General features: G+C 43.1%; 22 protein-coding genes and 1 tRNA gene. 11 read left to right on the plus strand and 12 right to left on the minus strand.

Going from position 1 to position 25,585, the window contains the following annotated elements; translation table 11 throughout:
- Positions 1 to 14: 14 nt before the first annotated feature.
- The 4 genes from metH to L0U88_RS14350 all read right to left on the minus strand — a co-directional run bounded on the left by metH (position 15) and on the right by L0U88_RS14350 (position 6,079).
- Positions 15 to 2,699: a methionine synthase gene (metH, locus tag L0U88_RS14335; RefSeq protein WP_234866762.1), complete on the minus strand. Its 2,685-nt coding sequence runs from the start codon at positions 2,697 to 2,699 to the stop codon at positions 15 to 17.
- Positions 2,696 to 3,718, minus strand: a complete 1,023-nt coding sequence (locus L0U88_RS21215) for a homocysteine S-methyltransferase family protein (RefSeq protein WP_234866763.1) — start codon at positions 3,716 to 3,718, stop codon at positions 2,696 to 2,698. The genes metH and L0U88_RS21215 overlap by 4 nt, the downstream gene beginning before the upstream one ends.
- Positions 3,719 to 3,956: 238 nt before the next feature.
- Positions 3,957 to 4,571, minus strand: a complete 615-nt coding sequence (gene recR, locus L0U88_RS14345; RefSeq protein ID WP_234866764.1) for a recombination mediator RecR — start codon at positions 4,569 to 4,571, stop codon at positions 3,957 to 3,959.
- A 17-nt stretch (positions 4,572 to 4,588) separates the two neighbouring features.
- Positions 4,589 to 6,079: an Ig-like domain-containing domain gene (locus L0U88_RS14350; RefSeq protein ID WP_234866765.1), complete on the minus strand. Its 1,491-nt coding sequence runs from the start codon at positions 6,077 to 6,079 to the stop codon at positions 4,589 to 4,591.
- Between the two features lie 39 nt (positions 6,080 to 6,118).
- Between L0U88_RS14350 and L0U88_RS14355 the strand changes: the two genes are divergently transcribed.
- Positions 6,119 to 6,577, plus strand: coding sequence for an SRPBCC family protein (locus tag L0U88_RS14355; protein WP_234866766.1), 459 nt, complete (start codon positions 6,119 to 6,121; stop codon positions 6,575 to 6,577).
- Positions 6,578 to 6,583: 6 nt separating this feature from the next.
- Here the strand turns inward: L0U88_RS14355 and L0U88_RS14360 are convergent, their stop codons facing one another.
- Positions 6,584 to 7,234, minus strand: coding sequence for a tetratricopeptide repeat protein (locus tag L0U88_RS14360; RefSeq protein WP_234866767.1), 651 nt, complete (start codon positions 7,232 to 7,234; stop codon positions 6,584 to 6,586).
- Positions 7,235 to 7,312: 78 nt separating this feature from the next.
- Positions 7,313 to 7,834: a VOC family protein gene (locus L0U88_RS14365; protein WP_234866768.1), complete on the minus strand. Its 522-nt coding sequence runs from the start codon at positions 7,832 to 7,834 to the stop codon at positions 7,313 to 7,315.
- 94 nt (positions 7,835 to 7,928) lie between these two features.
- Between L0U88_RS14365 and L0U88_RS14370 the strand changes: the two genes are divergently transcribed.
- The 5 genes from L0U88_RS14370 to L0U88_RS14390 all read left to right on the plus strand — a co-directional run bounded on the left by L0U88_RS14370 (position 7,929) and on the right by L0U88_RS14390 (position 13,702).
- A tRNA-Arg gene (locus L0U88_RS14370) sits at positions 7,929 to 8,003 on the plus strand.
- Between the two features lie 201 nt (positions 8,004 to 8,204).
- Positions 8,205 to 11,573 (plus strand): DEAD/DEAH box helicase, encoded by a 3,369-nt coding sequence (locus L0U88_RS14375; protein WP_234866769.1) that lies wholly within the window; start codon positions 8,205 to 8,207, stop codon positions 11,571 to 11,573.
- 241 nt (positions 11,574 to 11,814) lie between these two features.
- On the plus strand, positions 11,815 to 12,498 hold the full coding sequence (locus L0U88_RS14380; RefSeq protein WP_234866770.1) for a type IV toxin-antitoxin system AbiEi family antitoxin domain-containing protein: 684 nt from the start codon (positions 11,815 to 11,817) through the stop codon (positions 12,496 to 12,498).
- Entirely contained in the window at positions 12,495 to 13,289 is a 795-nt protein-coding gene (locus tag L0U88_RS14385; RefSeq protein WP_234866771.1) for a nucleotidyl transferase AbiEii/AbiGii toxin family protein, read from the plus strand. Before L0U88_RS14380 ends, L0U88_RS14385 begins: the two co-directional genes overlap by 4 nt.
- 83 nt (positions 13,290 to 13,372) lie before the next feature.
- A complete protein-coding gene (locus L0U88_RS14390) occupies positions 13,373 to 13,702 on the plus strand; it encodes a phospholipase D-like domain-containing protein (protein ID WP_234866772.1) in 330 nt (109 codons plus the stop codon).
- Here L0U88_RS14390 and L0U88_RS14395 read toward each other — a convergent pair.
- From L0U88_RS14395 to L0U88_RS14410, 4 genes are all read right to left on the minus strand, one after another.
- On the minus strand, positions 13,691 to 14,959 hold the full coding sequence (locus L0U88_RS14395) for an IS701 family transposase (protein ID WP_255723131.1): 1,269 nt from the start codon (positions 14,957 to 14,959) through the stop codon (positions 13,691 to 13,693). The genes L0U88_RS14390 and L0U88_RS14395 overlap by 12 nt on opposite strands.
- A 181-nt stretch (positions 14,960 to 15,140) precedes the next feature.
- The gene (locus tag L0U88_RS14400; protein ID WP_234866774.1) at positions 15,141 to 15,428 is read right to left on the minus strand and encodes a hypothetical protein; all 288 of its coding nucleotides are present in this window, start codon (positions 15,426 to 15,428) and stop codon (positions 15,141 to 15,143) included.
- A 2-nt stretch (positions 15,429 to 15,430) separates the two neighbouring features.
- The gene (locus L0U88_RS14405; protein ID WP_234866775.1) at positions 15,431 to 15,676 is read right to left on the minus strand and encodes a hypothetical protein; all 246 of its coding nucleotides are present in this window, start codon (positions 15,674 to 15,676) and stop codon (positions 15,431 to 15,433) included.
- Between the two features lie 19 nt (positions 15,677 to 15,695).
- Complete coding sequence (locus L0U88_RS14410) at positions 15,696 to 17,132, minus strand: NADP-dependent isocitrate dehydrogenase (RefSeq protein ID WP_234866776.1); 1,437 nt, start codon at positions 17,130 to 17,132, stop codon at positions 15,696 to 15,698.
- Positions 17,133 to 17,223: 91 nt separating this feature from the next.
- Between L0U88_RS14410 and L0U88_RS14415 the strand changes: the two genes are divergently transcribed.
- Positions 17,224 to 18,315, plus strand: coding sequence for an MBL fold metallo-hydrolase (locus L0U88_RS14415; RefSeq protein ID WP_234866777.1), 1,092 nt, complete (start codon positions 17,224 to 17,226; stop codon positions 18,313 to 18,315).
- Here L0U88_RS14415 and L0U88_RS14420 read toward each other — a convergent pair whose 3' ends face one another.
- Positions 18,316 to 18,726, minus strand: coding sequence for a hypothetical protein (locus tag L0U88_RS14420; RefSeq protein ID WP_234866778.1), 411 nt, complete (start codon positions 18,724 to 18,726; stop codon positions 18,316 to 18,318).
- Positions 18,727 to 18,816: 90 nt separating this feature from the next.
- Between L0U88_RS14420 and L0U88_RS14425 the strand changes: the two genes are divergently transcribed.
- Entirely contained in the window at positions 18,817 to 19,833 is a 1,017-nt protein-coding gene (locus L0U88_RS14425) for a LacI family DNA-binding transcriptional regulator (protein WP_234866779.1), read from the plus strand.
- 5 nt (positions 19,834 to 19,838) lie between these two features.
- Here L0U88_RS14425 and L0U88_RS14430 read toward each other — a convergent pair whose 3' ends face one another.
- Positions 19,839 to 21,020: an MFS transporter gene (locus tag L0U88_RS14430; protein WP_234866780.1), complete on the minus strand. Its 1,182-nt coding sequence runs from the start codon at positions 21,018 to 21,020 to the stop codon at positions 19,839 to 19,841.
- A gap of 309 nt (positions 21,021 to 21,329) precedes the next feature.
- On the opposite strand from L0U88_RS14430, the gene L0U88_RS14435 reads away from it, so the two are divergent.
- From L0U88_RS14435 to L0U88_RS14445, 3 genes are all read left to right on the plus strand, one after another.
- Positions 21,330 to 21,965 carry a M15 family metallopeptidase gene (locus tag L0U88_RS14435; RefSeq protein WP_234866781.1) on the plus strand — a complete coding sequence of 212 codons (636 nt, stop codon included), beginning with the start codon at positions 21,330 to 21,332 and terminating at the stop codon, positions 21,963 to 21,965.
- 417 nt (positions 21,966 to 22,382) lie between these two features.
- Positions 22,383 to 23,084 (plus strand): ABC transporter ATP-binding protein, encoded by a 702-nt coding sequence (locus L0U88_RS14440; protein ID WP_234866782.1) that lies wholly within the window; start codon positions 22,383 to 22,385, stop codon positions 23,082 to 23,084.
- 10 nt (positions 23,085 to 23,094) lie between these two features.
- Positions 23,095 to 25,575: a TonB-dependent receptor gene (locus L0U88_RS14445; protein WP_234866783.1), complete on the plus strand. Its 2,481-nt coding sequence runs from the start codon at positions 23,095 to 23,097 to the stop codon at positions 25,573 to 25,575.
- Positions 25,576 to 25,585: the final 10 nt, after the last annotated feature.

The raw sequence follows: 25,585 nt of genomic DNA on the forward strand, positions 1-25,585 counted from the left end.
GAAGTTTTTCATGATTAATCTTCCAGGATCGGCCGCAGCCAACGGGTGATTTCTTCTACCGAAAGCCCCTTTCTTCTGGCATAATCTTCTAGCTGATCCTCCTTGATTTTTCCGACACCAAAATACTGACTTTGCGGATGAGCGAAATACCAGCCGCATACAGAAGCAGCAGGATACATTGCCAGTGATTCCGTAAGTGTAATTCCGGTAGTCTGCTCTCCGCCCAATAAATGGAATAGCTTGTATTTCTCCGTATGATCCGGACAAGCAGGATAACCTGGAGCCGGACGAATACCTACATATTTCTCTTTGATCAATTCTTCGTTGGTGAGTTGTTCATCTTTTGCATAACCCCACCAGTCGGTCCGCACTTTGGCATGCAGCCATTCCGCAAGTGCTTCTGCCAGTCGGTCTGCCAGTGCCTGGAGCATGATTTTATTATAATCATCGTGCTGTTCAATGAAGTGCTGCAGATGCGGTTCAATACCTTCAATCGTTACAGAGAAGGCTCCGATATAATCTTCTTTACCGGCAGTTTCAGGGGCAATAAAATCAGCCAGGGAGAAATTCGGTTGTCCGGGTGCTTTTTTAATCTGCTGCCGCAAACACTCCAGGTTATAATAACTTTCATCCGTGTGAAGGCGGATGCTGTTACCAGTTGAAACAGCCGGCCAGAAACCAGCCACTGCTCTTGCATTCAACCATTTTTCATCCACTATTTTCTTCAGCAGGGCCTGCGCATCATTGTAAAGTTTAGTGGCTTCCTTACCAATCACTTCATCTTCCAGCAGTTGCGGGAAGCGGCCACCCAGTTCCCAGGCAATGAAAAAGGGCGCCCAGTCTATGTATGGTACAAGTTCGTTTAAGGGTACCTGTTGTAATACTCTTGTTCCGGTGAATTGAGGTTTCACAGGTTCGTAAGACGACCAGTCAATGGCTGTTTTATTAGCCGAAGCTTTTTCGAAATCCAGGTAGGTTTTGATGGTTTTTTTCTTCTCAAAATCAATTCTGAGCTGTTGGTATTCTGCAACGGTGTCGTTCAATAGTTTATCCCGCTGTTCATTGCTTAACAGAGAACTTGCCACTGTAACACTTCTTGAAGCATCCAGTACATGAATTACCCCATTGTCGTATTGCGGTGCGATTTTAACGGCAGTATGCATGCGGCTGGTAGTAGCGCCACCAATCAACAAGGGTTGCTTCATGCCTCTGCGTTTCATTTCATGCGCTACGTGCACCATTTCATCCAATGATGGTGTGATCAATCCGCTTAATCCGATAATATCAACATTTTCCTTCACTGCTGTGTCCAGGATTTTATCTGCGGGCACCATTACACCCAGGTCAATGATATCATAACCATTACATCCCAGCACTACACCCACAATATTTTTACCGATATCGTGTACATCACCTTTTACAGTGGCGAGTAATACTTTCGCAACGGACCCCTGCTGGGCAGCCGGATTGTTTTTCTTTTCTTCTTCAATAAAGGGAGTGAGCCAGGCCACACTTTTTTTCATCACGCGGGCGCTTTTTACTACCTGGGGGAGGAACATTTTACCGGCGCCAAAGAGGTCTCCCACTACATTCATGCCATCCATCAGGGGGCCTTCAATTACATCCAGTGGCCTGGGGTATTTCTGTCTTGCTTCTTCTGTATCAATTTCAATATAATCGGTAATGCCATTGATGAGAGAGTGGGTAAGCCTTGTTTCCACGGGTTCTTTTCTCCAGGCTTCGTCCTTCACGGTTACCTTCCCCTTGGCTTTTACTGACTCAGCAAAAGCGATCAGTTTTTCTGTAGCCTCGTTATTATCGTTATTCCGATTCAGGATAACGTCTTCGCACAACCGACGTAGCTCTGGTTCGATCTCATCATATACCACCAGCTGACCTGCGTTCACAATTCCCATGTCCATGCCTGCTTTGATAGCATGAAACAAAAACACACTGTGCATGGCTTCACGCACATGGTCATTCCCGCGGAAAGAGAAAGAGAGGTTACTCACTCCTCCACTCACTTTGGTGAGGGGCATTTTCTGTTTGATGATGCGGGTTGCTTCAATAAAATCAACTGCATAGTTATTGTGCTCTTCCAACCCGGTAGCAACCGCGAAAATATTAGGATCAAAAATGATATCCTGCGGATCAAATCCCACTTCCTTCACCAATATATCATAGGCGCGGGAGCAAATATCCACCCGTCGTTGCAACGTATCTGCCTGTCCCTGTTCATCAAAAGCCATCACCACTACCGCGGCTCCGAATAGTTTACAGATAATAGCTTCCCGTTTGAATTTTTCAACTCCTTCTTTCATAGAGATGGAGTTCACGATGCATTTACCCTGCACGCATTTTAAGCCCGCTTCTATGATCTCGAATTTGGAAGAGTCAATCATGATGGGGATGCGGGCGATATCTGGTTCGCTTTGCAGGAGGTTCAGGAATTTCGTCATGGCCTGCACACCATCCAGCAATGCATCATCCATGTTTACATCCAGAATCTGTGCACCGTTTTCCACTTGCTGGCGGGCAACAGAGAGTGCTTCTTCGTATTGATTCTCGCGAATTAGACGCGCAAATTTTTTAGATCCGGTTACGTTGGTGCGCTCTCCAATATTTACAAAATTTGTTTCCGGACGAACAACCAGTGGTTCTAAACCGGCGAGGCGCAGAAAGGGATAAATCGTACTCATGCTTCAGTTTCAGTTGCGATGACAGGTAAGGAACGAGGTTTGAATTTTTTTACATGCTCCGCGATATGGCGGATGTGATCGGGTGTAGTACCACAGCATCCACCCACGATGTTGACAAAACCTTCACGGGCCCAATCTTCCAGGAAATGCGCAGTTTGTTCAGGTTGCTCATCGTATTCACCCATGGCGTTGGGCAAACCTGCATTCGGATAGGCGGAAGTATAACAGGCCGCGATCTGGCTCAACTCTTCAATATGACTGCGCATATCAGCTGCACCCAGCGCACAGTTCAAGCCAACACTCAGCGGATGTGCATGCATAACCGAAATATAAAAAGCTTCCAGTGTTTGTCCGGATAAAGTGCGACCAGAAGCATCTGTAATCGTACCACTGATCATGATGGGTAATTCGGGTTGTCCCGGATGATCCTGGAAATATTTTTTCACTGCGAAGATGGCAGCTTTGGCATTGAGGGTATCAAAGATGGTTTCAATCAGTAAGATGTCAACACCACCTTTTACCAGTCCGTCGATTTGTTCGTAATACGCTTCCACTGCTTCATCCCATAGGAGCCCGCGGTAACCAGGATTGTTAACATCCGGGGAGAGGCTGAGTGTTTTATTCAGAGGGCCAATCGCGCCAGCAACAAAACGAGGTTTGGAAGGATCCTTCGCAGTATAATCATCTGCCGCTTTCCGCGCAATGCGGGCTGCTGCTACATTGATCTCATGTGCCAGTGCCTGCATGTTATAATCTGCGAGGCTCACCTGTTGTGAGTTGAAGGTATTGGTTTCAATAATATCGGCACCGGCGTCCAGGTATTCGCGGTGGATGCCTTCGATGATTGTGGGCTGTGTGAGGCAGAGCAGGTCGTTATTGCCCTTCAGATCGGAGGGCCAGTCCTTGAAACGTTCACCTCGGTAATCTGCTTCGGTTAGGCGATGCCGTTGGATCATGGTACCCATGGCGCCATCAATGATCAGGATGCGTTGCTCCAGTGCTTTTCGAATATCTTTCATAATCTCTTAATCAACAGTTGTTATAACCAACAGTTGGCATGCACTATAAACGCGGGGGAAACAGAAAGAGGGAGTTTCGGGAGGCGTTTATTAGTTCAGTTAAGCGCTGTTGGCGTTGCCAGGTCGAACAATAAACAAATCCCCCTGGCGGAGCAAAGATAGGGAAAACGGGGAGAATGGAAGATGGAGGAAAGGAAGATGGCTGTTCCCTCCTCCATCTTCCTTTTCTCCTTTCCTCCTATACTTTTAGATTCTCCACTGGCATCCTGTGCTGCAGGCTGCGGGCGAGGGTCATTTCATCGGCGTATTCAAGTTCACCACCAAATGCGATGCCGCGGGCTATGGTGGTTACCTTCACCGTGGAGGGTTGTATTTTCTTTTGAATGTAGTAGATAGTAGTATCGCCCTGGATGGTTGGGTTTAATGCGAAAATTAGTTCCTGTATCCCATCTTCCTGTACGCGTTTAACAAGTGGCTCAATGTAGAGCTGATCAGGACCCACCCCATCCAGCGGAGAGATGATGCCTCCAAGTACATGATAGGTTCCGTTGTATTGCTGGGTGCTTTCAATTGCAATCACATCGCGGATGGATTCCACTACACATATGAGTTCCTGCTTACGCATCGGGTTGGAGCAGATGGAACAAAGCAGGCTGTCGGAGATATTGTAGCAACGCTGGCAGATATGGGTATCCTTTCGCATACGTAACAGCGCAGCACCAAACGCCTCCACTTTCTCCGGTTCCTGTTTCAGCAGGTGCAATACCAATCGAAGGGCGGTTTTCTTTCCGATTCCGGGTAATTTGCTGAACTCGTTCACCGCTTGTTCCAATAAGGCAGAGGGTAATTGCATCCTGCAAAATTAAGCATCTACAGGGTGATATCGATCTCGTTATCCCAGTTGCCTTTGATGGTTATTTTCTTACCAACGGCCTTCACTTTTTCGGGCTGTCTTTTTTCACCGAAGAAACTGCCATAATCCCATTTGCCATTCTGGTTTTCATCAAAGAGAATGCGGATTTCAAATTCAGCCGGACGGAATCGCGCAATGCGTAATTCCTTACCAGGGATGGGATAGCTGAAAGCGACTTTATCATTCTGCACCAGTTGTAATACCGGGTGTAAACTGGTATCAATATTCGGGAAGCGGAACCGGATGCTGCCATAATCACTGTCCTTCATTGTGCGGAATGAAATGGTATCGGTTTTTAAGATCGATTTGCCCAGGCTGTCTTCTGCCATCCCTTCCTGTGCTATCAGTTTGAAACCCTGGTCGATTGGCCAGTTGTAAAACAGAGAGTAAAGTTTACCAGTGCTATCCACTTCCAGGCGGTAGGCCAGGGGCTTGAATTGTTCATCCGTAAGGATCAGTTTGGAACTGTCGAAGCTTTTTAGGGAATCCGGGAAATTCAACACCAGGGTTTTAAGTACATCGAAGGTGCTGTTTTCCAGGTTGAGACCAAATCTCAACCGGCGATCCTGCTCTTCTTCTTTTTCTTTTCTTTTGTTGGCGGGTGCAGCAGGTTTCTTAGGTTTCTGTGGTGGTGCGGGTTCCGCGTACGCATAGAGCTGGATGGGTTCCCGCTTCTGTTCATTCAATACCAGGGTTTGTCCATAAAAGGCAAACAACTGTGTGGGATCACTGTACTGGGGCACGCCTTCATTCTTCAATGCAAACAGATTATAAGATCCAGGTGCCAGGTTGTGGAAATGGAAATTACCGGAGCTGTCAACTTTGGTATAATACCTCGGACGTTCTTTTACCACCGCGGAATCATCCAGGTTACGATGCAGCAACACAATCATGGTAGAATCGTGCTTGCCGGTTTGCGCCAGGATTACATTCCCTGTAAGCTCCAGGGAATCAATAAAATTTCCGGTTGAGAAGGTATAGGTGAAATTGGTCAGCGGATTGTTTTCATTGACATCGCGGATCGCTTTTCCAAAATTGAGGGTATAAGTAGTATTGGGCTCCAGGGTATCACGCAGGCGAACGCTTACTGTGCGCAGGCGAGACTCCACTGTAGGGTTGATTTTGGGAGTCGGACTCACCAGCAGGTTTTGCTGGATCTGGTCGAGGTTCACATATTCATTGAAGGTGAACACGATCCTGTTCCCTTTGAAATTCAGGGTGGAATCCTTGGGCTGTAGCAAAACGGGAATCGGGGGAATAGTGTCTTTGGGGCCGCCCAGCGGTGGAATAATATTCGCGCAGCTTTCTGCCAGGGTAATCAGGAAAAGCAGGGCCAGGAACAGCATGAGGCTGCCGGTGGCCTTTTGTGGAATCTTTTTAGGTGATCGGGTGAAATTCGCTTCCATTGAAGGTGCAAACTTAACCGATTTGCGCGCATCCTGAACCATTTTCCTGTAATGGGGTTGTTAAAGCAGCAATTTCAAATCATGGCTGTATACTCTTTAAAAACCGTTCAGGTACTTCCCGTCACCCTGGAGAAGGCCTGGGACTTTTTTTCAAGTCCGGCTAACCTGGCTACCATCACGCCCCCACACATGGGCTTCAATATTATTTCCAAACATCATGGAGCTAAGATGTACCCCGGACAAATAATTGAATACACAGTGAAACCCTTGCTGGGGATTCCCCTGTATTGGATGACGGAAATCACGCATGTGGAGGAGGGGAAGTATTTTGTAGATGAGCAGCGATTTGGTCCCTATAGCCTCTGGCATCACCAGCACCATTTCCGCGAGGTACCGGGTGGGGTGGAGATGACGGATATCGTGCATTACAAAATACCCCTGTGGATTCTGGGAGATATCGCGAATGCGCTCTTTGTGCGCAAGCAGCTGAAAGGCATATTTGATTACCGGTATAAAAAGGTGGAAGAGTTGTTTCGCTAAGGAATTTTAGCCAGGCATCCTTGCGATATACTTCTCAATCTGCTTGATCTGATCCGCGATCTGCGGAGTGGTAGGTTTCAGCGCTTTTGCCTTGCGGAAGAAATCCTTGGCAGCGCGGAACTCTCTTTTGGTCATCATGATGGAGCACAACTGCAGGTAGGCTGCGGCTTCGTTTTCCTTATCTGGCAGGCCTTTGCGCAGGGCGGACCGGATATAACTTTCACCGGTTTTCATGTCGTTTTTCTGTAATGCGATCATGCCCATTTGCAGGAGGGAAGCGCCCTCGGCTTCTTTCATCGGCATACCGAGATCGAGGCCTTTTTTCATCATTTTTTCAGCCCCGTCATAATCCTGTTTCATCATCGCGATATTACCCTTGAGGGTATAATACACGGAGCGGATGGGCTTATAAAGCAGGTTAGGGTATTTGATCTGGTTGAGGATACGCTCGGCACCATCCATATCACCTGTTTCCATATATTCCTGAATCAGGCGCATGGGACCGAAGAAGAAATGCCCGAAAATCAGCACAGCGCCCACCAGGTAGGCGATAAAGGCAGGCCAGAAACCTGCGTAAATATTGGTAACGATAGCGATAGCCAGGAAAAGAAAACCCAGCAACAATCTATAGCGAATAACAAAATTGTAAAACTTCATAGTTCAGAAATGGACCGCAAAGTTAAGGAAATCAAGTTGGACGTCCGGTCGGGTTTTCCCGCCCGGTAAGTTAGCAGGTTAAAAATCATCATTGATTTCAATCCAATACCCATCCGGATCTTTCAGATAGATCTGCCGGATGCCATCCACTCTTTTTGTAACCGTAAAGGCTTTACCTGGCCAGTCTTCATAGTGGATGCCTTTGGCTTTGAGTTTTTCAAGCAGTTCATCCATTTTGCCGGTGGAGAAGCAGAGATGGGTGTTTTTCTCCGCCTCGGGAGGGTTAGCGCGGCCCGAGATCAGGTGCAGGTGGGCGTTTTCGCTAACACTGAACCAGGTGTGTCGGCCATCATGAAAAGGTTCGGGAATGGTATCAAGGCCAATCACATCCCTGTAAAAATTGGTGCTGGTTTCGAGATTGGTAACATAGAGGGCGATGTGATTGATGCGAATCTGCATAGCGGAGTTGGTTTTGGAAGGCTTACGGTTTTTTTGTGCCTGCGTTTTGTTGGTCAGGCTCAAACATAGAAATCCTATCGCCAGAGCGATCAGCATCCTGCTGATGCAGGCAGTTGGAGGGTTGGTTGTTGATGGTTTCATATGCCGGTTTTCAACCCGAAAGCTAGCCAATAAATCAGTTGTTCAACCGGTCAAAACCATTATTTTTGCCAGCCCGGAATAAAAAAGTTCCGCTGGTCCCGTAGTTCAATGGATAGAATAGGAGTTTCCTAAACTCTAGATACAGGTTCGATTCCTGTCGGGACTACCATTGGAAGTTAGAAGTGAGAAGTATGAATTAGCCCTTTTTGGAGGGTGTTTTTATTTAATAGGTTTGATTTTGAGTTATTTTTTTACGGACTCGTTTACGCTTTTGATTTACAAATGTCTTGAAGGGAAGGAATCAGGGAGTGTTTGTGGAGCTTTTGAGGAGCAATGTGGAACCTTTGACACCATGTGTTAGCTTTGTACAATGGCTTTTAATGACGAATACATAAATGTTTTCTACTCCTTATTTAGGGGCCGGGAAAATGTATTTGCTATTCGTTGGGAAAAAGATGGTAAAAGCGGTTACATACCCGCCTATGATCTGAATTGGGATGAGTTTAGAATACATAAAGCCAAAGGAGGTACTTTAAAAGACTTTCAAAACAAAAGGTATAGTCCACTTACTAAAGAAAGAATTTTAAACCATTTTGAGGGGAAAGAAGTTGTTGGCATCTATCCGCTATTAGCTGATAATACATCTTGGTTCATAGCCGCCGACTTTGACGAATCACTTTCAAGTAAAAAAACCTGGATAGAAGAATGCAGGATTTTTCTGAAAAAATGTGAGGACAATAATATCCCTTCTTATTTAGAAAGATCAAGAAGCGGTAAAGGAGGCCATGTCTGGATTTTCTTTGATAAGCCTTATCCTGCTCATAAAAGCAGGAAACTTATTCTGCATCTTCTTGAGCAATCCGGAATTATTTCTCCGTTTGATAAGAACTCCAATTACGACCGCCTGTTCCCCAATCAGGACTATCACTCCGGAAAGGGACTGGGTAATTTAATTGCTGTGCCTTTTCAGAAGGCAGCACTTGAAAAAGATAACTCCTGCTTTATTGATCCTGAAAATCTACAGCCATTTCCTAATCAATGGGAATATATGAAAGCTATTGAACGTGTATCCACCAGTCATCTGGATGAAATATATGCCCGGATAAATAACATTTCTGTCCCACTACAGAATTTAAAAACTGATTCAACTTCAACTGATGGAACACTTCAGATTAGCCTTGCAAACAGTATTGAGTTAAACAGAAATGAGATCGGAACGGGACTGATAAATTTTTTAAGAGAGAGCTTGAACTTTGTTAACTCAGAATACATTATCAAAAAGAAGCTTGGTAAAAACACTTATGGAACAGAGTCTTATTTCAAGGCTCTTACAGAAAAAGAAGATAAGTTAATTATACCACGAGGATTTGTCGGAAAATTATTGAGGTATTGCAAAGAACAAAAAATTCAATACCAATTACAGGACAATCGAAAAAAACTGACATCAATTCAGTTCAATTTCCGGCCATCATTGTATGAACATCAGGAACAGGCTGTTGCCGCTGTTGAAAAGAAGGAGATGGGTATTATTGTAGCGCCTCCAGGTTCGGGTAAAACAGTCATTGGTTTGGCAATAGCAGCTCAAAAGAAGCAACCAGTTCTCATCATAGTACATCGCCAACAACTTTTTGACCAATGGATTGAGCGAATACAATCCTTCATGGGGATTGCGGCAGCACATATAGGCAAAATTGCACAAGGCAAACAAAAGATCGGAACTCACATAACCGTTGCCATGATTCAATCTTTAGCGGTTGTTAAACCAGACAACCCACTGTTTTCTTCTTTCGGCACTATTATAGTTGATGAATGCCATCATGTGCCTGCCAAGACATTCCGAGAGGTAATCAGTCAACTATCTTCTTATTATTTATTCGGGCTTACGGCTACTCCCATCAGAAAAGGAAATGATGAAAGATTAATCTTTGTTCATATTGGAGACATCATACACGAAATAAAAATTAATTCACAGCAGAGCCGGAAATTATCAGTTATTATTCGGGAAACTGATTTAATGATTCCTTTTGATTATAAAACTGACCAAACAGAAACACTGTATAAGGCGCTAATTCACGGCACCAGCCGAAACCAACTTATTTCAGAAGATATACAGGCAGAAGTAGCAGGCGGAAATAAAGTATTGGTTCTCACTGAAAGAAAAGAACATATTGAGGCGTTGCAGCAATTTTTGAAAAGTAAATGTGAGGTACTAACTGTTTCCGGCGACGATTCTGCTGCTATGCAGAAAATAAAGATGAAGCAAGTTGCAGACAGTCAGTTTCAGGTATTGATTACCACCGGACAATTTTTAGGGGAGGGTACTGATATTACAAATATTGATAGCCTTGTTTTGGCTTTCCCATTTTCTTTTGAAGGCAAGCTTATTCAATATATCGGCAGGGTACAGCGATCCGAAAATATTCCCTTTATCTATGATTACCGGGATAAGCATATCGAGTTCCTGGAGAATCAATTCAGGCATAGAAACAAGTATTATAGAAAACTCCTGAATTCCGGAAATCTCAAAAAATTTGATCAGCTACTCCTGCTATTTGATGGAGATATTGTCATGATAAATTCAGCAGATTGCCTTTTGCCAATAAGCTGCCTGGATATTGAAACACCTATTGAAAGATTTAAAGAAGGGGTTGCCTGGTTAGTACAAGTACTAAACTACAACGAGGATACCGGTGAATTAATGACGGAGATTATCAATTACAACGCTCATCCCGAACCTGGCAGTTCCGTACAGGTGGAATTTCAATTTTTACCTATCGAGAAAATTAAGTTTCGTACCATTAACACCTCCCATTTACTGCATTCCGTTCATCTAAGGCAATTTCCTGTTAGCACCCAAAATGCAGGTCAGTTTAATGAGCCTGTATTGCAGATAGTACCGCAAAATGTAATGAAAAAATCGGCTTGCTATACGCTTAAAAAAACAATGAAAGTGCCTTTTGTGAAACTTCAGTTTCAGCAAGCTTTCGTTTCTTTTTCAATCTATATAGAAGAATTGAAACAAGATGTTTTCTTTGAAGTCGAGAACCCAGATATAAGACCGGAATTTGAAGTAGTCAAAGAGTATTTTTCAAAAGTACTTAAGAAAAAGCTGATAACTACTGAGCTTGAAATAAGATATAATGAGAAAGAGATACTTTCAGTCTCTGCTCGCTCAGAAGATATTGATCAGATTAATCATAGTATTATTGATAGTGTACGATTTGAGTTTGTAAAACGTGGAGTAATTGGGTTTAACGGCAAAACTGATAACACGCTGCATACAATCGATACGCTCCTTCAAAACCCTGTGGGAACAGGAAAACTGTTTGAATCTGATCAAAAACTGGTGGATGATATTCTGGCCGTTAAAAACTCAAAACATTTCCATCAGCTTAAGTATTTATCATCTCAACATCTTTCCCAGGTTTTGAAACTCAGGTTTATCTTAAATCCCTTTTCCTTCCTGTTTTTATTAACCGGAGAATCAAAATACCACCTGGTGTGGGAAACCCTGAACAGTGAAGAAGCAACTTATATCTGGCATTTTGATAAAAACACCGAAGCACTCCGGCTGGGGTTGAAAGAAGTAGATGCCATATTAAAAGAAATCAGGGAGACCGGAAAACAGGATTATCTGAAGAAAGATCATGCAAATTTCAGTCGTGTTATGCATGATTATACCGATGCTAAGAGCGGCTTTGTGAGCTGGAAGGGTATCTTGGAAGCACAGCTAGTTTAAAACTTTTTGTTGATGGCCTCATAGTACCTCGGCAAGTAAAAAATGTGAGTTATTTTTTGCAAAAAGTAGTGAAAAATGCTACCTTTCGCAAAAAATAACTCTTTTGGGGATAGTTAAGCCAAATACAAGTTTGGAGGATTGGGTTAGCGACCTGGCTGCTAGAGGCAAATTCTCTTTTTCCCTTGAGATGCTTCGTGATGCATTCCCGGAACAGACCACTGTAGCTGCTAAATATTCTTTGATGCGTTTAGCGGCAAAGGGCAGTATTTTATCCATTCATAAAGGCTATTACCTCATTATACCTCCGCAGTATAAATCCAAAGGTGTACTGCCGCCAGCATTGTATCTCGATGCTTTTATGAAAGAATTGAATCGTCCCTATTATCTGGCGCTGCTAAATGCAGCAGTCTATCATGGAGCTTCGCATCAGCAACCACAGGAATTTTTTGTGGTAACAAACTTTCCTGTGCTGAGGCCTACTGCAAAAAAAGGATTGAAAGTAAATTATATCAGCAAAAAGGAAATACCGGAAGAATTGCTTGAAAAACGCAAAACAGAAGCAGGCTATCTCAACATATCCAATCCCGTTCTTACAGCAACTGATTTGGTACAATATGCTAAAAGAGTTGGCGGCATTACAAGGGTGGCAGAAGTACTGATTGAACTGGTTGACGTAATAAAGCCTGAAGCTTTTAATACTGAATTAGTTGATTATGTTCCTGCGGCCATCTTACAGCGTTTGGGTTATTTACTGGAAAAAGTATTGCAAAACTTTTCACTTGCAGATGCTTTAGAAAAAGCCATTCAGAAAAATGAAATTACAATGTTTCGTACCCCGCTTAAAGTAGCAGCGGAAACAAAAGGGTTTCCGGTAAATGAACGCTGGAAAGTAATTGTAAATACTCAGGTTGAACTAAACGAATGATACCACAGGCATATATTACCGAATGGGCCAATTATGTACCATGGCAAACCACCGAGCAGGTGGAGCAGGATCTAGTTATTTGCCGGGCTTTGGTGGAAATATTTTCTGATGAATGGCTGGCAAGCCGTCTGGCTTTCCGGGGTGGTACTGCGTTGCACAAACTGTACATTCAGCCGCAACCAAGGTATTCAGAAGATATAGACCTGGTACAAATTACAGCCGAGCCTTTTGGCCCGATAGCAGACAGGCTGAAAGAGCGGTTGACATTTTTAGGAGAGCCGCAGCGAAAGCAGAAAGAAAACAATTTCACACTGCTCTATCGTTTTGAATCCGAACTTCCTCCGGTTGTAAACCTCCGGTTAAAAATTGAAACCAATTGCCGGGAGCATTTTACCGTGATGGGTTATCAGCAATTTCCATTTGAAGTAAAATCTGCCTGGTTCACCGGCTCCTGCAGCATTACGACCTATCAAATAGAAGAACTGCTGGGAACAAAGCTTCGGGCTTTATACCAGCGCCGGAAAGGACGTGATTTATTTGATCTGTATAAGGCCATTTCTGTTATAAATAGGCTGGATATAAATGCCCTGCTGAATTGCTATAACAGGTATATGGATTTTGTGGTGGAGCATCCGCCCACGCAAAAGCTATTTGTGCAGAATATGGAACTGAAACTGAAAGATGATGCGTTTTTTGGCGATATAAAAGCGTTGATACGGCCAGAGGAGCAATATGAGCAGGAAAAGGCGTATGAAAGGGTAAAAGTAGAAATATTGGAAATGATGAAGTAAACTATATGTTAAGTACAAAAATATAAATGTAAAGTCACCCAAAATTGAATTTGTAAATTGCTACTTGTAAAGGAAAGAATCAGATGTCGGAAAATAACGGAATACATACAGACTTAACATTCTTCACGAATGAGCCTGGCCAAACATTACTGGATAGGTTTAAAGCCACACTAAGTGATACTCAATACTTTGATGTGTTAGTAGGCTATTTCCGTTCTAGTGGTTTTTTTCAATTGTCAGAAACTATCGAACCAATAGATAAGGTGAGAATATTAGTTGGCTTGGGAATAGATGAAGATGCTTTTAATACCATTAACGAATATCAAAATCAAACCACATTTGACTTTGAATCGCATCACAATGCCAAAAAGGAATTTCAAAAAAACCTTAACTCTATTTTGTCACATTCGTAAATACAGAGAATTTCTTACCAAACGCTTGTCTGGCGGTTGTTTCGATAGGATGTAATCTAATAAATCTTCGATGGTCCTTTTTACAAAATGAAGCGACGATTTGATGGTTTGTAAAACATCTTGTGTTGTCAGCCATAATTTTTCTTTTTCATAGTGAACTATTTTTTCCTGGTTTAAGAATAATTGTGCCAGCATAATCATGGCCATATGTTTTAGCCAGCTTTCTTCACTTCTTGTCTGATATTCGTTCAACCCCAGTTCTTTTTTTCCTTCCCGGAAGGCCTTTTCTATAAAGTAACGTTTGCATTGCCGGTAAGCTAATTCCTGTAACGAGCATCCCGGGGAATGACAAAAGCTATATTTTATGGTTCCGTCTTTGTCTTCCCTGATCAATAGCGTTACCAGTTGCTTACGATTGGTCAATGGATTTAAAATATAGATGTCTCTGGAATGGAACCAGGCCTGTAATTTTTTACCACCGCTTTGATGACGCACGGTAATAAATTTCCATTGTGTTGGTAACAAACTCGCGGCATATGCCTTAATGGAGACGGAAGGTCGGTTTGGTTTTGCAAGCTTCGATTTGCGACCTCTAGCACCCGGCTGCTGAACTGGAATGCGCATTTGAAAAGCCTCGAGCCAGATTTGAAGGTTATCCTGAACATCCGCTACGAACTCAATGTCATTTTTAATCAAATCCGCCAGCAGTGCAGCATCCCGGCCATAAAAAGCGTCAAAGCAAATCCAGCGAACAGGTAGTTTCAGTTCCTTCATTACATGCCGGATGATGCTTTTAGCTTGTTCAATCTTACTACCATTGGTGGCTGTTCCAAATAAAGAGGCTTGCACCAGATTCACTAGCGAACCAGCACACAAAGCACCAAAAACACCTACCTGACAATTCTCGATTTTACCTACCTGACCACAATATTGACGTTTTACACCCGCCGAATGACGTCCTTTTTTAGGATTTCCGGCTTCATCGATAATAAGACAACTGTCTTCTGTAAGCCCCAGTGATTCGATAAGTTTCCAAAACTGCAGGGTTACTACATCCATGACCTGGCGGACGTTCCATTTAGACTGTGCGATAAAATGATGTAAGCGTTGTTGATTCGACTCCTGAAGTTCCATGGCCATCTGCTGACAATTGCGGCGACGGCAAAGGAGCAGACCCTTTAAATAAACCAGGGCATTGCCCGATACCTTACGGGTAAGTGTGAAAAAAAGAAATTCAAAACGGAGAAGAAAATTCAATAACCGACTCTCTACGAGTCGGAAATTATATATTTTCGTCCCATAGTTTTTTTTATTTACACCCCGTGAGTTTCTACTCGTGGGGTGTGTCTTTTTTCTGACCGCTAAAGTACGTGAATTCCGCGTCCGGCGTGCGTTTCGTCCCTAAAAAATTCAAAGAACTAAATTTGACAAAGTAGAGCTAATTCGTTTCGTTCATCCGAATCTGAATGATCGAATCTATGCTGAAGGTTATATTGTTTTCTTCTGCTGCTTTGAAGAGATTGTTTAATTCATCCCGATTCTGTTTTAATTCATCAATCCTGCTCTGGGATCCATATTCAGGTTTTCCAAATCTTTCCATCAAACTGAAGTTTTTCATTTGATGGAAATTGATTTTATTGTTTAACAGCGTGATTAAAATATCCTTTGCTTCTTCAGCGGAAAAATTTCCTTTTATCAGGGTAATATTCTTTGTTGTTTCTGACATGGTTATGCAATTTCAATGTTTGATTGTATAGCTATTCTGTTACTTTGCTGATTGAATTCCTCCCGTAGTTTGGCCAAATCCATTTGAAGCTGACGAATCCTTCCTTCCCTTCTTTCAATGTCCTCTTCATTTTCAGAACGACCGATTTTGTTTTCATGGTAACGAATTTTTACCTGAACGAGTTCGGTGATAAGATCCAGTGCATCTTCCTTTTCAAAGCTGCCCTGGATGAGCTGTAATGGATTCATGATTTTTAGTTTTACTGGTTTATTGGCCCTGTCCCAGGGAATATCCCTGTTTGCCGTTGAAATTGTAGAGATTTTCAGTTTTGATACTGTCGATTCCCTGTTCTTCTGCGCGACTCAGCAATTGTATGATATGCTGTTTGCTGATTGGATGACCGTTTACCGGTTTGAAGCGACATCTCCAGTGGTCTGTACAAAATGTTTCTTCAAATCCATCCGGCCATACTTTAATACCGCGATTGGTAATCATGCTTAGTGTTACCTCGTTGTCCCCAATTTTTTTAACTTGTTCCGCCAGTTCATTAGGATTAGTACCTGACCAGTGTACAAAAACATCCACTCCTACCAGTTCTTTATTTGCTGGCTCCTTACGTTTGTACGTGGGCAGGTTCATCGTTGACCCCTTGGGGAATTGAACCGGTTTTAAAGTTGCCGGTTGTTGTCCGAGGTTGGCGATTACCGCTTTGGCAAATTCCTTTGTACCTACCAGTTGTTTACTGGTACCTTCTTTATAGATGTCATAAGTGTGTATGCCATCTTCCATCGTCTTAAGCCAGGCGTTTTGTACTTTCTCCGCCACTTCAGATTGGCCGATATGATTCAGCATCAGGATAGCTCCCTGCAGAAGTCCGGATGGATTGGCCACATTTTGTCCGGCTCTTCTGGGTGCTGATCCATGGATCGCTTCAAACATGGCACAAGTTTCGCCGATGTTGGAAGAGCCCGCCAGTCCTACTGAACCGGTAATCTGGGCTGCTACGTCTGACAGTACATCTCCGTAAAGATTCGGCATTACAATCACATCAAAGGCTTCCGGGGTATCGGCCATTTTTGCAGCACCTATGTCGATGATCCAATGTTCATTTTCTATCTCCGGGTATTCGGCCGCTATCTCGTTAAATACCTGGTGAAACAAGCCATCGGTTTGTTTCATGATATTGTCTTTGGTAAAGCAGGTTACTTTTTTCCGACCGTATTGTTTTGCGTATTCAAAGGCATATCGTACAATTTTTTCACATCCGGGCCGGCTGATCAGCTTTAAGCACTGAACTACTTCATCGGTTTGCTGGTGTTCGATACCTGCGTAGAGATCCTCCTCATTTTCCCGGATGATTACGATATCCATAGTAGGGTGCTTGGTCTTCACATAGGGGTGAAGGCTGAAACAAGGTCTTACATTGGCATAGAGTCCCAGGAATTTACGGGTTGTTACATTCAGGCTTTTGTAGCCGCCACCCTGGGGGGTAGTGATGGGAGCTTTCAGGAAGATTTTGTTTTTACGGATGCTGTCCCAGGCTTCCGGGGCAATACCTGCTGAATTTCCAGCCAGGTATACTTTTTCACCGACTTCTATTTCTTCGATTTCCAGTTGCGCACCTGCGGCTAAGATGATCTCAAGAGTGGCATCCATGATCTCCGGACCGATACCATCTCCTTTTGCTACTGTAATTTTTGTCATGGTTCAACTTTGTTTGTTGGCTGCAAAGTTGATACCTTAGATACATATAGTTATATTTATAGTTGGTATAGTAAATATAAAAATAGTTTATATGCTAATCTTCTTTTCCATACTTGCCATTCTGCTGATTGCCGGACTGTTTTATTTGCAGCAGCCGATTTTTGGCAAAGCACCCGAAGGTAAACGTCTGGAGCGCATCCGGCAGTCGCCAAATTTCCGGGAGGGGAAATTTCAGAACCTCAGCTATACCCCAAATCTTACAAAAGGGTATTCCTTTGCGGGCGTGCTGTATGATTTTTTCTTTAAAAAAGTGCCGGATAAAATGCCAGCCGGAACGCTTCCTTCTGTCAAAACTGATTTGCATGAATTACCAGCAGATAGCGACCTGCTGGTTTGGTTTGGTCATTCTTCCTATTACTTGCAGGTAAATGGCTTAAGAATATTGGTGGATCCGGTCTTCAGTGGCAATGCCTCACCTATTCCGGGAACTACCAGGGCTTTTGCGGGCTCCAATGAATACCAGGTGAAGGATATTCCGGAGCTGGATTATCTGCTGATCAGTCATGATCACTACGATCATCTGGATTATTCTACTGTAGTAGCACTTCAGCCGAAAGTGAAAAAAGTGATTACGGGCTTAGGAATTGGAGCCCATCTGGAATACTGGGGGTATGCACCTGAACAGCTTATTGAAATGGATTGGGAGGATTCCATTAGACTTTCCAATGGCAGCCTTCTGCATGCTTTGCCAGCCCGCCATTTCAGTGGCAGAACCTTTACCCGAAACAATACACTCTGGCTAGCGTTTCTGCTGGAGGCGGGATCAAAGAAATTATACCTGGGCGGTGATAGTGGATATGACAGTCACTTTGCTGCTATTGGAAAGCGTTTTGGCTCCATAGATCTTGCCATTCTTGAGAATGGTCAGTACAACCTTGCCTGGCAGGCCATTCACTGTTTACCAGAGGAAGTGCTGAAAGCAGCAAAGGACCTGAATGCGAAAAAAGTGCTGCCGGTTCATAGCTCCAAATTTTCGCTGGCGCTTCACAGTTGGGATGAGCCATTGAAAGAATTGCATCGCCTAAATGAAACCTACCAGGTCAATCTCCTAACTCCAAGAATTGGTGAACTGGTGAATCTTAACATTGAGGAACATGCTTTCACAAATTGGTGGAGTGAATGATTACCGTATAGGATGAATAAAATAAAATGTCTCTGGCATATTAGTCAGGATAGCCAGACAGGTTGCATTTTCACAATTATAGGTGGGAGGGTTTTTTGAAATCAGTACTTTAAAAGAACTGGGTTCAAAGTTTCCATCATTGTTTGGATATAGATTGGTATTTGCAAATTCTGAGCAAAGTAACTGGCTTGAAAACACGCCATTGTATTTCTTTCCTTTGTACGTAAAATTCTGTTCTCCGTACTTTTTAAGGGAGTCTTCCTGGATTTCAAAGATAACGGAGCCGCATAGGGCATCAATAGCTTTTACAGTAACAATTGCTTCTCCTGTTAGTTCCTGCTGTTGATTTACTTTCTGGCAGGCGGTAAAAAATAGCGTAGTTGTTAATAAGGCAAGACAAAGCTTTCGCATATATATTAAATTTTGGTTCTCATGTAAAGGTTTGACAAAAGCTTTCCTGATTGCGTTGCATCCCTACCGTATTTATAGTAGTTTTAAGCCATGGCAACTGTTTCGCTTAAGGATATTGCTGAAAAGGCCGGAGTTTCGGTTACCCTGGTTTCCTACGTGCTAAACAATCAGCATGAAAACAGGATTAAAAAGGAAACTGCGGATAAGATTCGGAAAGTAGCTAAATCGCTTAATTACCAGAAAAACATTGTCGCGCGGAGTCTGAAAACCAATAAAACCCAGAGTATTGGGCTGATTGTTTCGGATATCGCTAATCCTTTTTTTGCGCAGCTGGCACGTTGTATTGAAGATGAAGCCGATCGCCACGGTTATGCTGTCATTTTTGGCAGTTCGGATGAAGATCCGGCTAAATTTAAACGGGTACTTGATTTTATGTCCACCCGGCAGGTGGATGGCCTGATCATTGCGGCACCTGCGGGAAGTGAGACATCCATCCGCAGTTTAAAAAAATCAAAGGTTCCATTCATTTTAATCGATCGCTATTTCCCGGGTATTTCCTGTGATTATGTGGGACTGAATAATTTTGATGCCGCGCAACTGGCAATCCGGCAATTGCTGTCGCAAAAGAAAACCCGGATTGGTATGCTTGCCTTCAGTAATCCATTGCATACACTTCAGGAGCGAACTCGGGGGTATGAAGAAGCGTTGCGATCAGCAGGCATACGGTTGGAAAAATCCAGGGTTAAGCAGTTGGGTACTTCTGTTAGTTATGCTGAGGTAAAAGCAGCCATGGATGCCTTACTCGACCAACCTAAACCGATCGATGCCATCTTTTGCGCATCCAATCTAATGTCGGGGTATTGTCTGCAATACATTCATGCGAAGCGAATAAAAGTGCCGGAACGTATTGCCCTGGTAGGGTTTGATAGCCTGGATGATTTTGAATTGTTTGATGCGCCGTATGCGTATATACGTCAGCCTATACAACAGATGGGCTCATTGGCCATTCAGCGCCTGCTTTCCAAATTGAATGGTGAAACCAAATCCGCTTTTCTGGAATTGCAGGCAGAGCTCATTGTAAAGCAACCGGCAAGAAATCCTGAATAAACTGCTTAATGGGCAGGCAGATAAGCCGCCGGGGAACTTTCTTCTGTCTTGTATTTCAGGATGAAAACTACGCTTAATGCCAATCCGCCTAAAGCCATAATAGCACCAGCCAGTGAAGGATAATTAAATCCTAATCCATACGCAAGCGGGAGTCCGCCAAAATAAGCACCCAGAGAATTGGCCACATTAAATGCTGCCTGCATGAAAGCGGCACCCATTCGGGCTGAATCTTTTGCTGTGGTAATCATCAGCATGTTAATGGGAGAGGAAACAGCCATTGCCAGTAATCCGCAGAGAAAGGTCAGTATCAGGGAAAAGTATTGATTATCGGAAAAGAAGAACACTGCCAGCAGCGTGATAACCTGCAGCAGGAAAAGCAGTATGGCAGCTTTATCTGCCCGCATTTTATCTGCGAGTATGCCACCCAGGATATTTCCGATGACCATTCCAATTCCGGCGAGTAGCATGATATAAGGAACAAAAGAAGGAGAGAAGCGGGATACATGGATAGACAAAGGAGCTACATAACTGAACCAGGCAAAGAGTCCACCGAAGCCGATGGCAGTAATGAGCAGAATCAACCAGGCTTTGCCGGTTTTGAAAAACTGCAATTCTGATTTTACAGAACTGGAGGAATCTGCCTGTTGATCTGGTAACCATTTATGGATAAAGAATACGGTAACAGCACCAATCAATGCTACAAACAGGAAGGCGAATCTCCAGCTGAGTGCTTGTCCCACCAGTGTAACCAGTGGTACCATTGCCAGGTTGGCAACTGTCAAACCTAAAAACATCATGGCAATGGACTGAGCCTGTTTCCCTTCTTTTGCCATTTGGGAGGCAACCACAGCTCCGATACCAAAAAACGCGCCGTGAGGCAATCCGGATAAAAAACGCAACAGGATCAGTGAATTGAAGTCAGGTGCGAGTCCGGATAATCCATTGAATAAGGTGAACATTGCCATTAAGACCAGCAATGTTTTTTTAGGATTGTGTTTGGTAGACATTCCAACCAGTAAGGGAGCACCAACTACAACGCCCAAAGCATAAGCAGAAATGAGGTAACCTGCAGTAGGAATGCTAACACCCATAGCGGCTGCCACTTCTGGCAGCAGGCCCATGATCACGAATTCGGTGGTACCGATACCAAGTCCGCCGAGTGTCAGTGGGAATATATACTTGTTCATTTGCCTGCCTGTTTAATATGCGTAATGTTGAAACGTTTCAACAAATTTACAACAGATTGTGTAAAATGTACACAAACGGAGTTGAAAAAAATGTTAATCGAAAGAGAATGGGCAGGAATGACTTCCACTTTTGAGCCTGTGAAGCATTGATTTACAACCGATAGTAATTTGTTTTAGCAAACCTGTCTAGCTGCAAAAAAAATTGGAAAAGAAGTCGGAAGTTCTATATTTGCAATAATGTTGCAAAAAATTAGATTTCAAATATTGTTGCTTCAGCTCTTATTAGGAAACTGGCCAATCACTGCTCAAGTGAGTTCAAATCCATATGGACTCCCAATTCAAACCAGCCTGCAAGAGCTGCGTCAATCGATTCATGCTGACTCCAATAAAGCAATGGTGAAGCTGAGTGCTATTATTCCAGGCATACAGCTGGATATCAAGTATGCCGGAACTGCAAATATCTTTTATGAACAATTGTACGCCCGGCCGCATGCTTATGTACGATTACCCGTGGCCAAAGCATTGGCAGCGGTTCAGCAGGAACTTCGGGAAATGGGACTTGCCCTGAAAATTTATGATGCATACAGACCCTACTCAGTTACCTGCCGTATGTTTGAGCGCCTACCGGATACCATTTACATGGGGCTTCCACGAACCGGGAGTAAGCACAACCGGGGAATAGCGCTGGACCTTACATTAATCAATCTGAAAACGGGCAAAGAACTCGAAATGCCAACTCCTTTTGATGCACTAGTGTATGCCTCTCATCCTAACTTTCAACAACTACCCGAGCAGGTTATTCGAAACAGGGAAACACTTAAAAGTATCATGCAGAAACACGGCTTTGAAGTGGATCCTGTAGAATGGTGGCATTATAATTATAGCGCAGGCAAGAACTATGAATTGATGGATATAGATCCCGATCTTTTTGAACAACTACGATAAATGGTAATTCCAGTTAAAGTTTGAAATTTTACCTACGATATAAAAAGCTTGTGGCAGGTGTATTGCTACTGCTTTATGGCTTTATTTCATTACCTGTAATACTGTGGCACGACCATGCTTATTCCGAAACCCAACAGGACTTTAAGCAAAACAATACAGAATCATTATCCAAACTAAACGAGGGTACCTCTAACTCCTGTTCAATTTGTGCTCATGAATATGCAGCATATACAGATGAACATGGCTTCCGATTTATTTCAGCAGCAATATATTGGGAAACTACCTCAGCAACAACGATTCATCAGCTAATGTGTTATGAGCTGGCAAATAGGTCGTATCGGGGGCCTCCTGCTCTTTAAGTTCCTATTCCTGTCTCAACTCTAACGGAGTTTTCTTTTTCATTCAAAAAATAATGTCATGCCAGTTCTTGAAATGGTCGGACTGTGCAAGCACTATAATGATGTGCCTGCCCTCAACGACCTTACCCTCCGTATTGAGGAGGGCGAAGTTTATTGCCTGCTTGGTCAGAATGGAGCAGGTAAAACCACTACCATTCATCTTATTTTAGGCTTTCTGGAAGCCAGTTCCGGATCTTGTTCAATTAACGGGATTCCTGTTCAGGTAAACCGCACCGAGAGCCGTAAGGAAGTAGCTTATATTCCTGAAATTGTTCAGTTATACGGACAATTATCAGGCCTCGAAAATCTTGATTTTTTTAGCCGGCTTGCGGGCTTGAAATACCCGCAGGCAGAATTGAGTGCTTTTCTTTCCAAAGCAGGGTTACAAAAAGATGCCCATACAAAACGGTTAGCCACCTATTCAAAAGGGATGCGTCAGAAAGTAGGTATTGCAATCGCCCTCGCGAAAAATGCAAAATTGATTGTAATGGATGAACCTACCAGTGGACTGGATCCCAAAGCAACTGCTGAATTCACTGAGTTGTGTAAAAAGTTATCAGCTGAAGGCACCACCATATTTATGGCAACCCATGATATTTTCAATGCAGTCAGTTTAGGTACCCGAATAGGAATTATGAAGGAAGGAAAACTGGTTCATGAACTTTCTACCAAAACCATCAATGCGGAAGCCCTCCAACAGCTTTATCTGGAAACTATTTAAGCTTAATCAAATGAAATATATAGTTCTCATTACGTCATACATGCTTTTTGTTTTTCCTTGCCTTGCTCAATTTTCAATTTCAGGTAAAGTTGAATCCGAATCAAAAGAACCTCTATCAGGAGCTACCATAGAACTTCGATCAAAGAAAAACAGCTATTCAGCCATAAGTAATGATCAGGGAATATTTTCGCTGTCATCTCTTGCTGGTGGCCGTTATATGGTAAAGGTTTCATCAATTGGATATGAAGAATATATTGAAACAATAGTACTAGATGAAAAAAAGGTATTGGATGATCTGAAAATTCGTTTAATTCAGTCCCATTCCTTCTTGCAGTCGGTGGAAGTTACCGGAAGAGCATCCAGAAAATATACCAGTGATTATTCATTCGGAGCTACCAAAACAGCAATGCTCAACAAAGATATTCCGCTTGGAATTGCTACTATCACAAAAGAATTAATACAGGACCGACAGGCTTTTCAATTAGCAGATGCGGTCAAAATAGCCAGCGGAGTAATTCCATCGAGTTATTACAATCAATATGCTATTCGCGGTATCAGCCAGAATGAAGAAGGTCAGATTATCAATGGCATGCGTACCCGACAGTTTTATTTTCTTCAACCACTTACTACCAATATCGAACGGGTAGAAGTAATTAAAGGTCCGGCCAGTGCAAGTTTCTCCAGCGTGGATCCGGGTGGCAGTATTAATCTGGTAACCAAAAAGCCTCTGGATGTTTCCAGAAAGAACATTAGTATCAGTGCTGGTAGCTTTAGTACCATACGTGGTACTCTTGATTTTACTGGTCCGCTTAATGAATCAAAAACATTACTGTACAGATTGAATGCCGCCTATCAGGAAGCCAAAAGTTTTCGTGATCTGATCGGCCAGAAAAATTTATTACTCTCTCCTTCTTTCAGCTATATCCCAAATAAAAAGACATCTGTAAATGTTGAGTTGATTTATTCGAACAATGATGGGAAGCTGGATCGTGGTCAACCTATTTTCGGTGCAATTGCTGGCCAGACCAGATTAAACAGCACCCCCATTGAATTGAATTTAGGTGCACCCAATGATTATTTTAAATCGAAAGAGCTCATTGTCATGGGAAACCTGTCTCATGAATTGACAAAAGGTGTCAGCATTATTGCTTCCTACATGAAGCAAACCTGGAATGAGGATTTGCTTGAACACCGAACCACGAATGCTTTTGCAATTGATTTGCAAAATCAGCCTGTTACCACCCTGGCAGCCATGCAACTGGTACAGCGGCAACAAAACTGGAATATTGACAATTACAACAGCTATTTGAAGTTTGATTTTTCTACAGGCGCTGTCAGACATACGTTGCTGGCTGGCTATGACCTCCACAGCTGGCAAAAACTAAAGGGAGGCGGACAGAATGCAGCCCGCGGTTTTTACCTGAAAGATGGAACGGTAACCAATAGCTTTAATCCGGCTAATGCTGATAATTATCAAACCATCTTAGTGCGGGGCATTACACTGCCAAGGCCCAATGTGCCACATTTTGATTTGGAAAATCCAGTATATACCATCCGTAATATCAGCGATTATCAATTCTCCCGAACACAATTGCCACCCGCACTGACAACAACCAATTCAGTATTTATTCAGGAACAACTGCAATGGAGAAAGTTTACCTTATTGGCAAGTCTTCGTAATGAGTGGTTCAGGGATTTAACCAATTATAAAAATGCTAATGAAATAACTGTCAGGCAGTCCCGCCTGCTTCCAAGAATCGGCTTAACCTATTCCATTCTTCCTGCATTGAATATATATGCCACCTATTTACAGGGATTTCAGCCGCAGGCAAACACCGTTACGCTTATGCCGGTAGCAGCACCTTCCGGAAGTAGTTTTGCGCCCCTGGAAAGCGATTTGAAGGAAATGGGAATGAAGGCAACGCTACTTAAAGGGAAACTCTTTTTAAATGCGGCGATTTATGAAATCAATCAGCGAAATATTTTAATGAATGCCAACGACACGACCAATCCCGATTTACTGGTTACCAGGGGAGCTGAACGAAGCAGGGGATTTGAAATGGATGCAGCAGGTTACCTCTTGCCCAATTGGCAAATCAATATTTCTTACAGTTATATTGATGCCATTATTGTAAATGATAGGGAAGAATCATTAAAAGGAGCGAGAAAGCAGAATACTCCCTATAACAGCGGCAATCTCTGGACCCGTTACAATTTTGCCAGGGGAACTTTGCTGAAGGATTTGGGAGTGGGAATTGGACTGCAATACAATGGGGATCGCATACCATGGTTCAACCGGTCCTTTAAAGTTCCTGCTTACACCTTACTGGATATGGCAGTTTACTATAACCCATCGGGCAGTAATATGCAATTGTCCTTACAAGTCAATAATCTCCTGGATGAAACGTACTGGATTGGTGCACAAAACTATTTGCGCCTGTTTCCTGGCGCACCCAGAAATCTGATGTTAACTATTTCTTACTCATTTTAAAAGTTATTGT

The sequence above is a fragment of the Flavihumibacter fluminis genome (genome assembly GCF_021491375.1).
Taxonomy (GTDB): Bacteria; Bacteroidota; Bacteroidia; order Chitinophagales; family Chitinophagaceae; genus Flavihumibacter; species Flavihumibacter fluminis.

Coding starts and splice junctions, on each gene's coding strand:
- L0U88_RS14375 (WP_234866769.1), top strand. CDS start 8,205: ATGGCTTTTAATGACGAATACATAAATGTTTTCTACTCCTTATTTAGG.
- L0U88_RS14385 (WP_234866771.1), top strand. CDS start 12,495: ATGATACCACAGGCATATATTACCGAATGGGCCAATTATGTACCATGG.
- L0U88_RS14415 (WP_234866777.1), top strand. CDS start 17,224: ATGCTAATCTTCTTTTCCATACTTGCCATTCTGCTGATTGCCGGACTG.
- L0U88_RS14410 (WP_234866776.1), bottom strand. CDS start 17,132: ATGACAAAAATTACAGTAGCAAAAGGAGATGGTATCGGTCCGGAGATC.
- L0U88_RS21215 (WP_234866763.1), bottom strand. CDS start 3,718: ATGAAAGATATTCGAAAAGCACTGGAGCAACGCATCCTGATCATTGAT.
- L0U88_RS14355 (WP_234866766.1), top strand. CDS start 6,119: ATGGCTGTATACTCTTTAAAAACCGTTCAGGTACTTCCCGTCACCCTG.
- L0U88_RS14430 (WP_234866780.1), bottom strand. CDS start 21,020: ATGAACAAGTATATATTCCCACTGACACTCGGCGGACTTGGTATCGGT.
- L0U88_RS14400 (WP_234866774.1), bottom strand. CDS start 15,428: ATGTCAGAAACAACAAAGAATATTACCCTGATAAAAGGAAATTTTTCC.
- L0U88_RS14390 (WP_234866772.1), top strand. CDS start 13,373: ATGTCGGAAAATAACGGAATACATACAGACTTAACATTCTTCACGAAT.
- L0U88_RS14360 (WP_234866767.1), bottom strand. CDS start 7,234: ATGAAGTTTTACAATTTTGTTATTCGCTATAGATTGTTGCTGGGTTTT.
- L0U88_RS14380 (WP_234866770.1), top strand. CDS start 11,815: ATGCGTTTAGCGGCAAAGGGCAGTATTTTATCCATTCATAAAGGCTAT.
- L0U88_RS14445 (WP_234866783.1), top strand. CDS start 23,095: ATGAAATATATAGTTCTCATTACGTCATACATGCTTTTTGTTTTTCCT.
- L0U88_RS14365 (WP_234866768.1), bottom strand. CDS start 7,834: ATGAAACCATCAACAACCAACCCTCCAACTGCCTGCATCAGCAGGATG.
- L0U88_RS14405 (WP_234866775.1), bottom strand. CDS start 15,676: ATGAATCCATTACAGCTCATCCAGGGCAGCTTTGAAAAGGAAGATGCA.
- recR (WP_234866764.1), bottom strand. CDS start 4,571: ATGCAATTACCCTCTGCCTTATTGGAACAAGCGGTGAACGAGTTCAGC.
- L0U88_RS14440 (WP_234866782.1), top strand. CDS start 22,383: ATGCCAGTTCTTGAAATGGTCGGACTGTGCAAGCACTATAATGATGTG.
- L0U88_RS14425 (WP_234866779.1), top strand. CDS start 18,817: ATGGCAACTGTTTCGCTTAAGGATATTGCTGAAAAGGCCGGAGTTTCG.
- L0U88_RS14350 (WP_234866765.1), bottom strand. CDS start 6,079: ATGGTTCAGGATGCGCGCAAATCGGTTAAGTTTGCACCTTCAATGGAA.
- L0U88_RS14420 (WP_234866778.1), bottom strand. CDS start 18,726: ATGCGAAAGCTTTGTCTTGCCTTATTAACAACTACGCTATTTTTTACC.
- metH (WP_234866762.1), bottom strand. CDS start 2,699: ATGAGTACGATTTATCCCTTTCTGCGCCTCGCCGGTTTAGAACCACTG.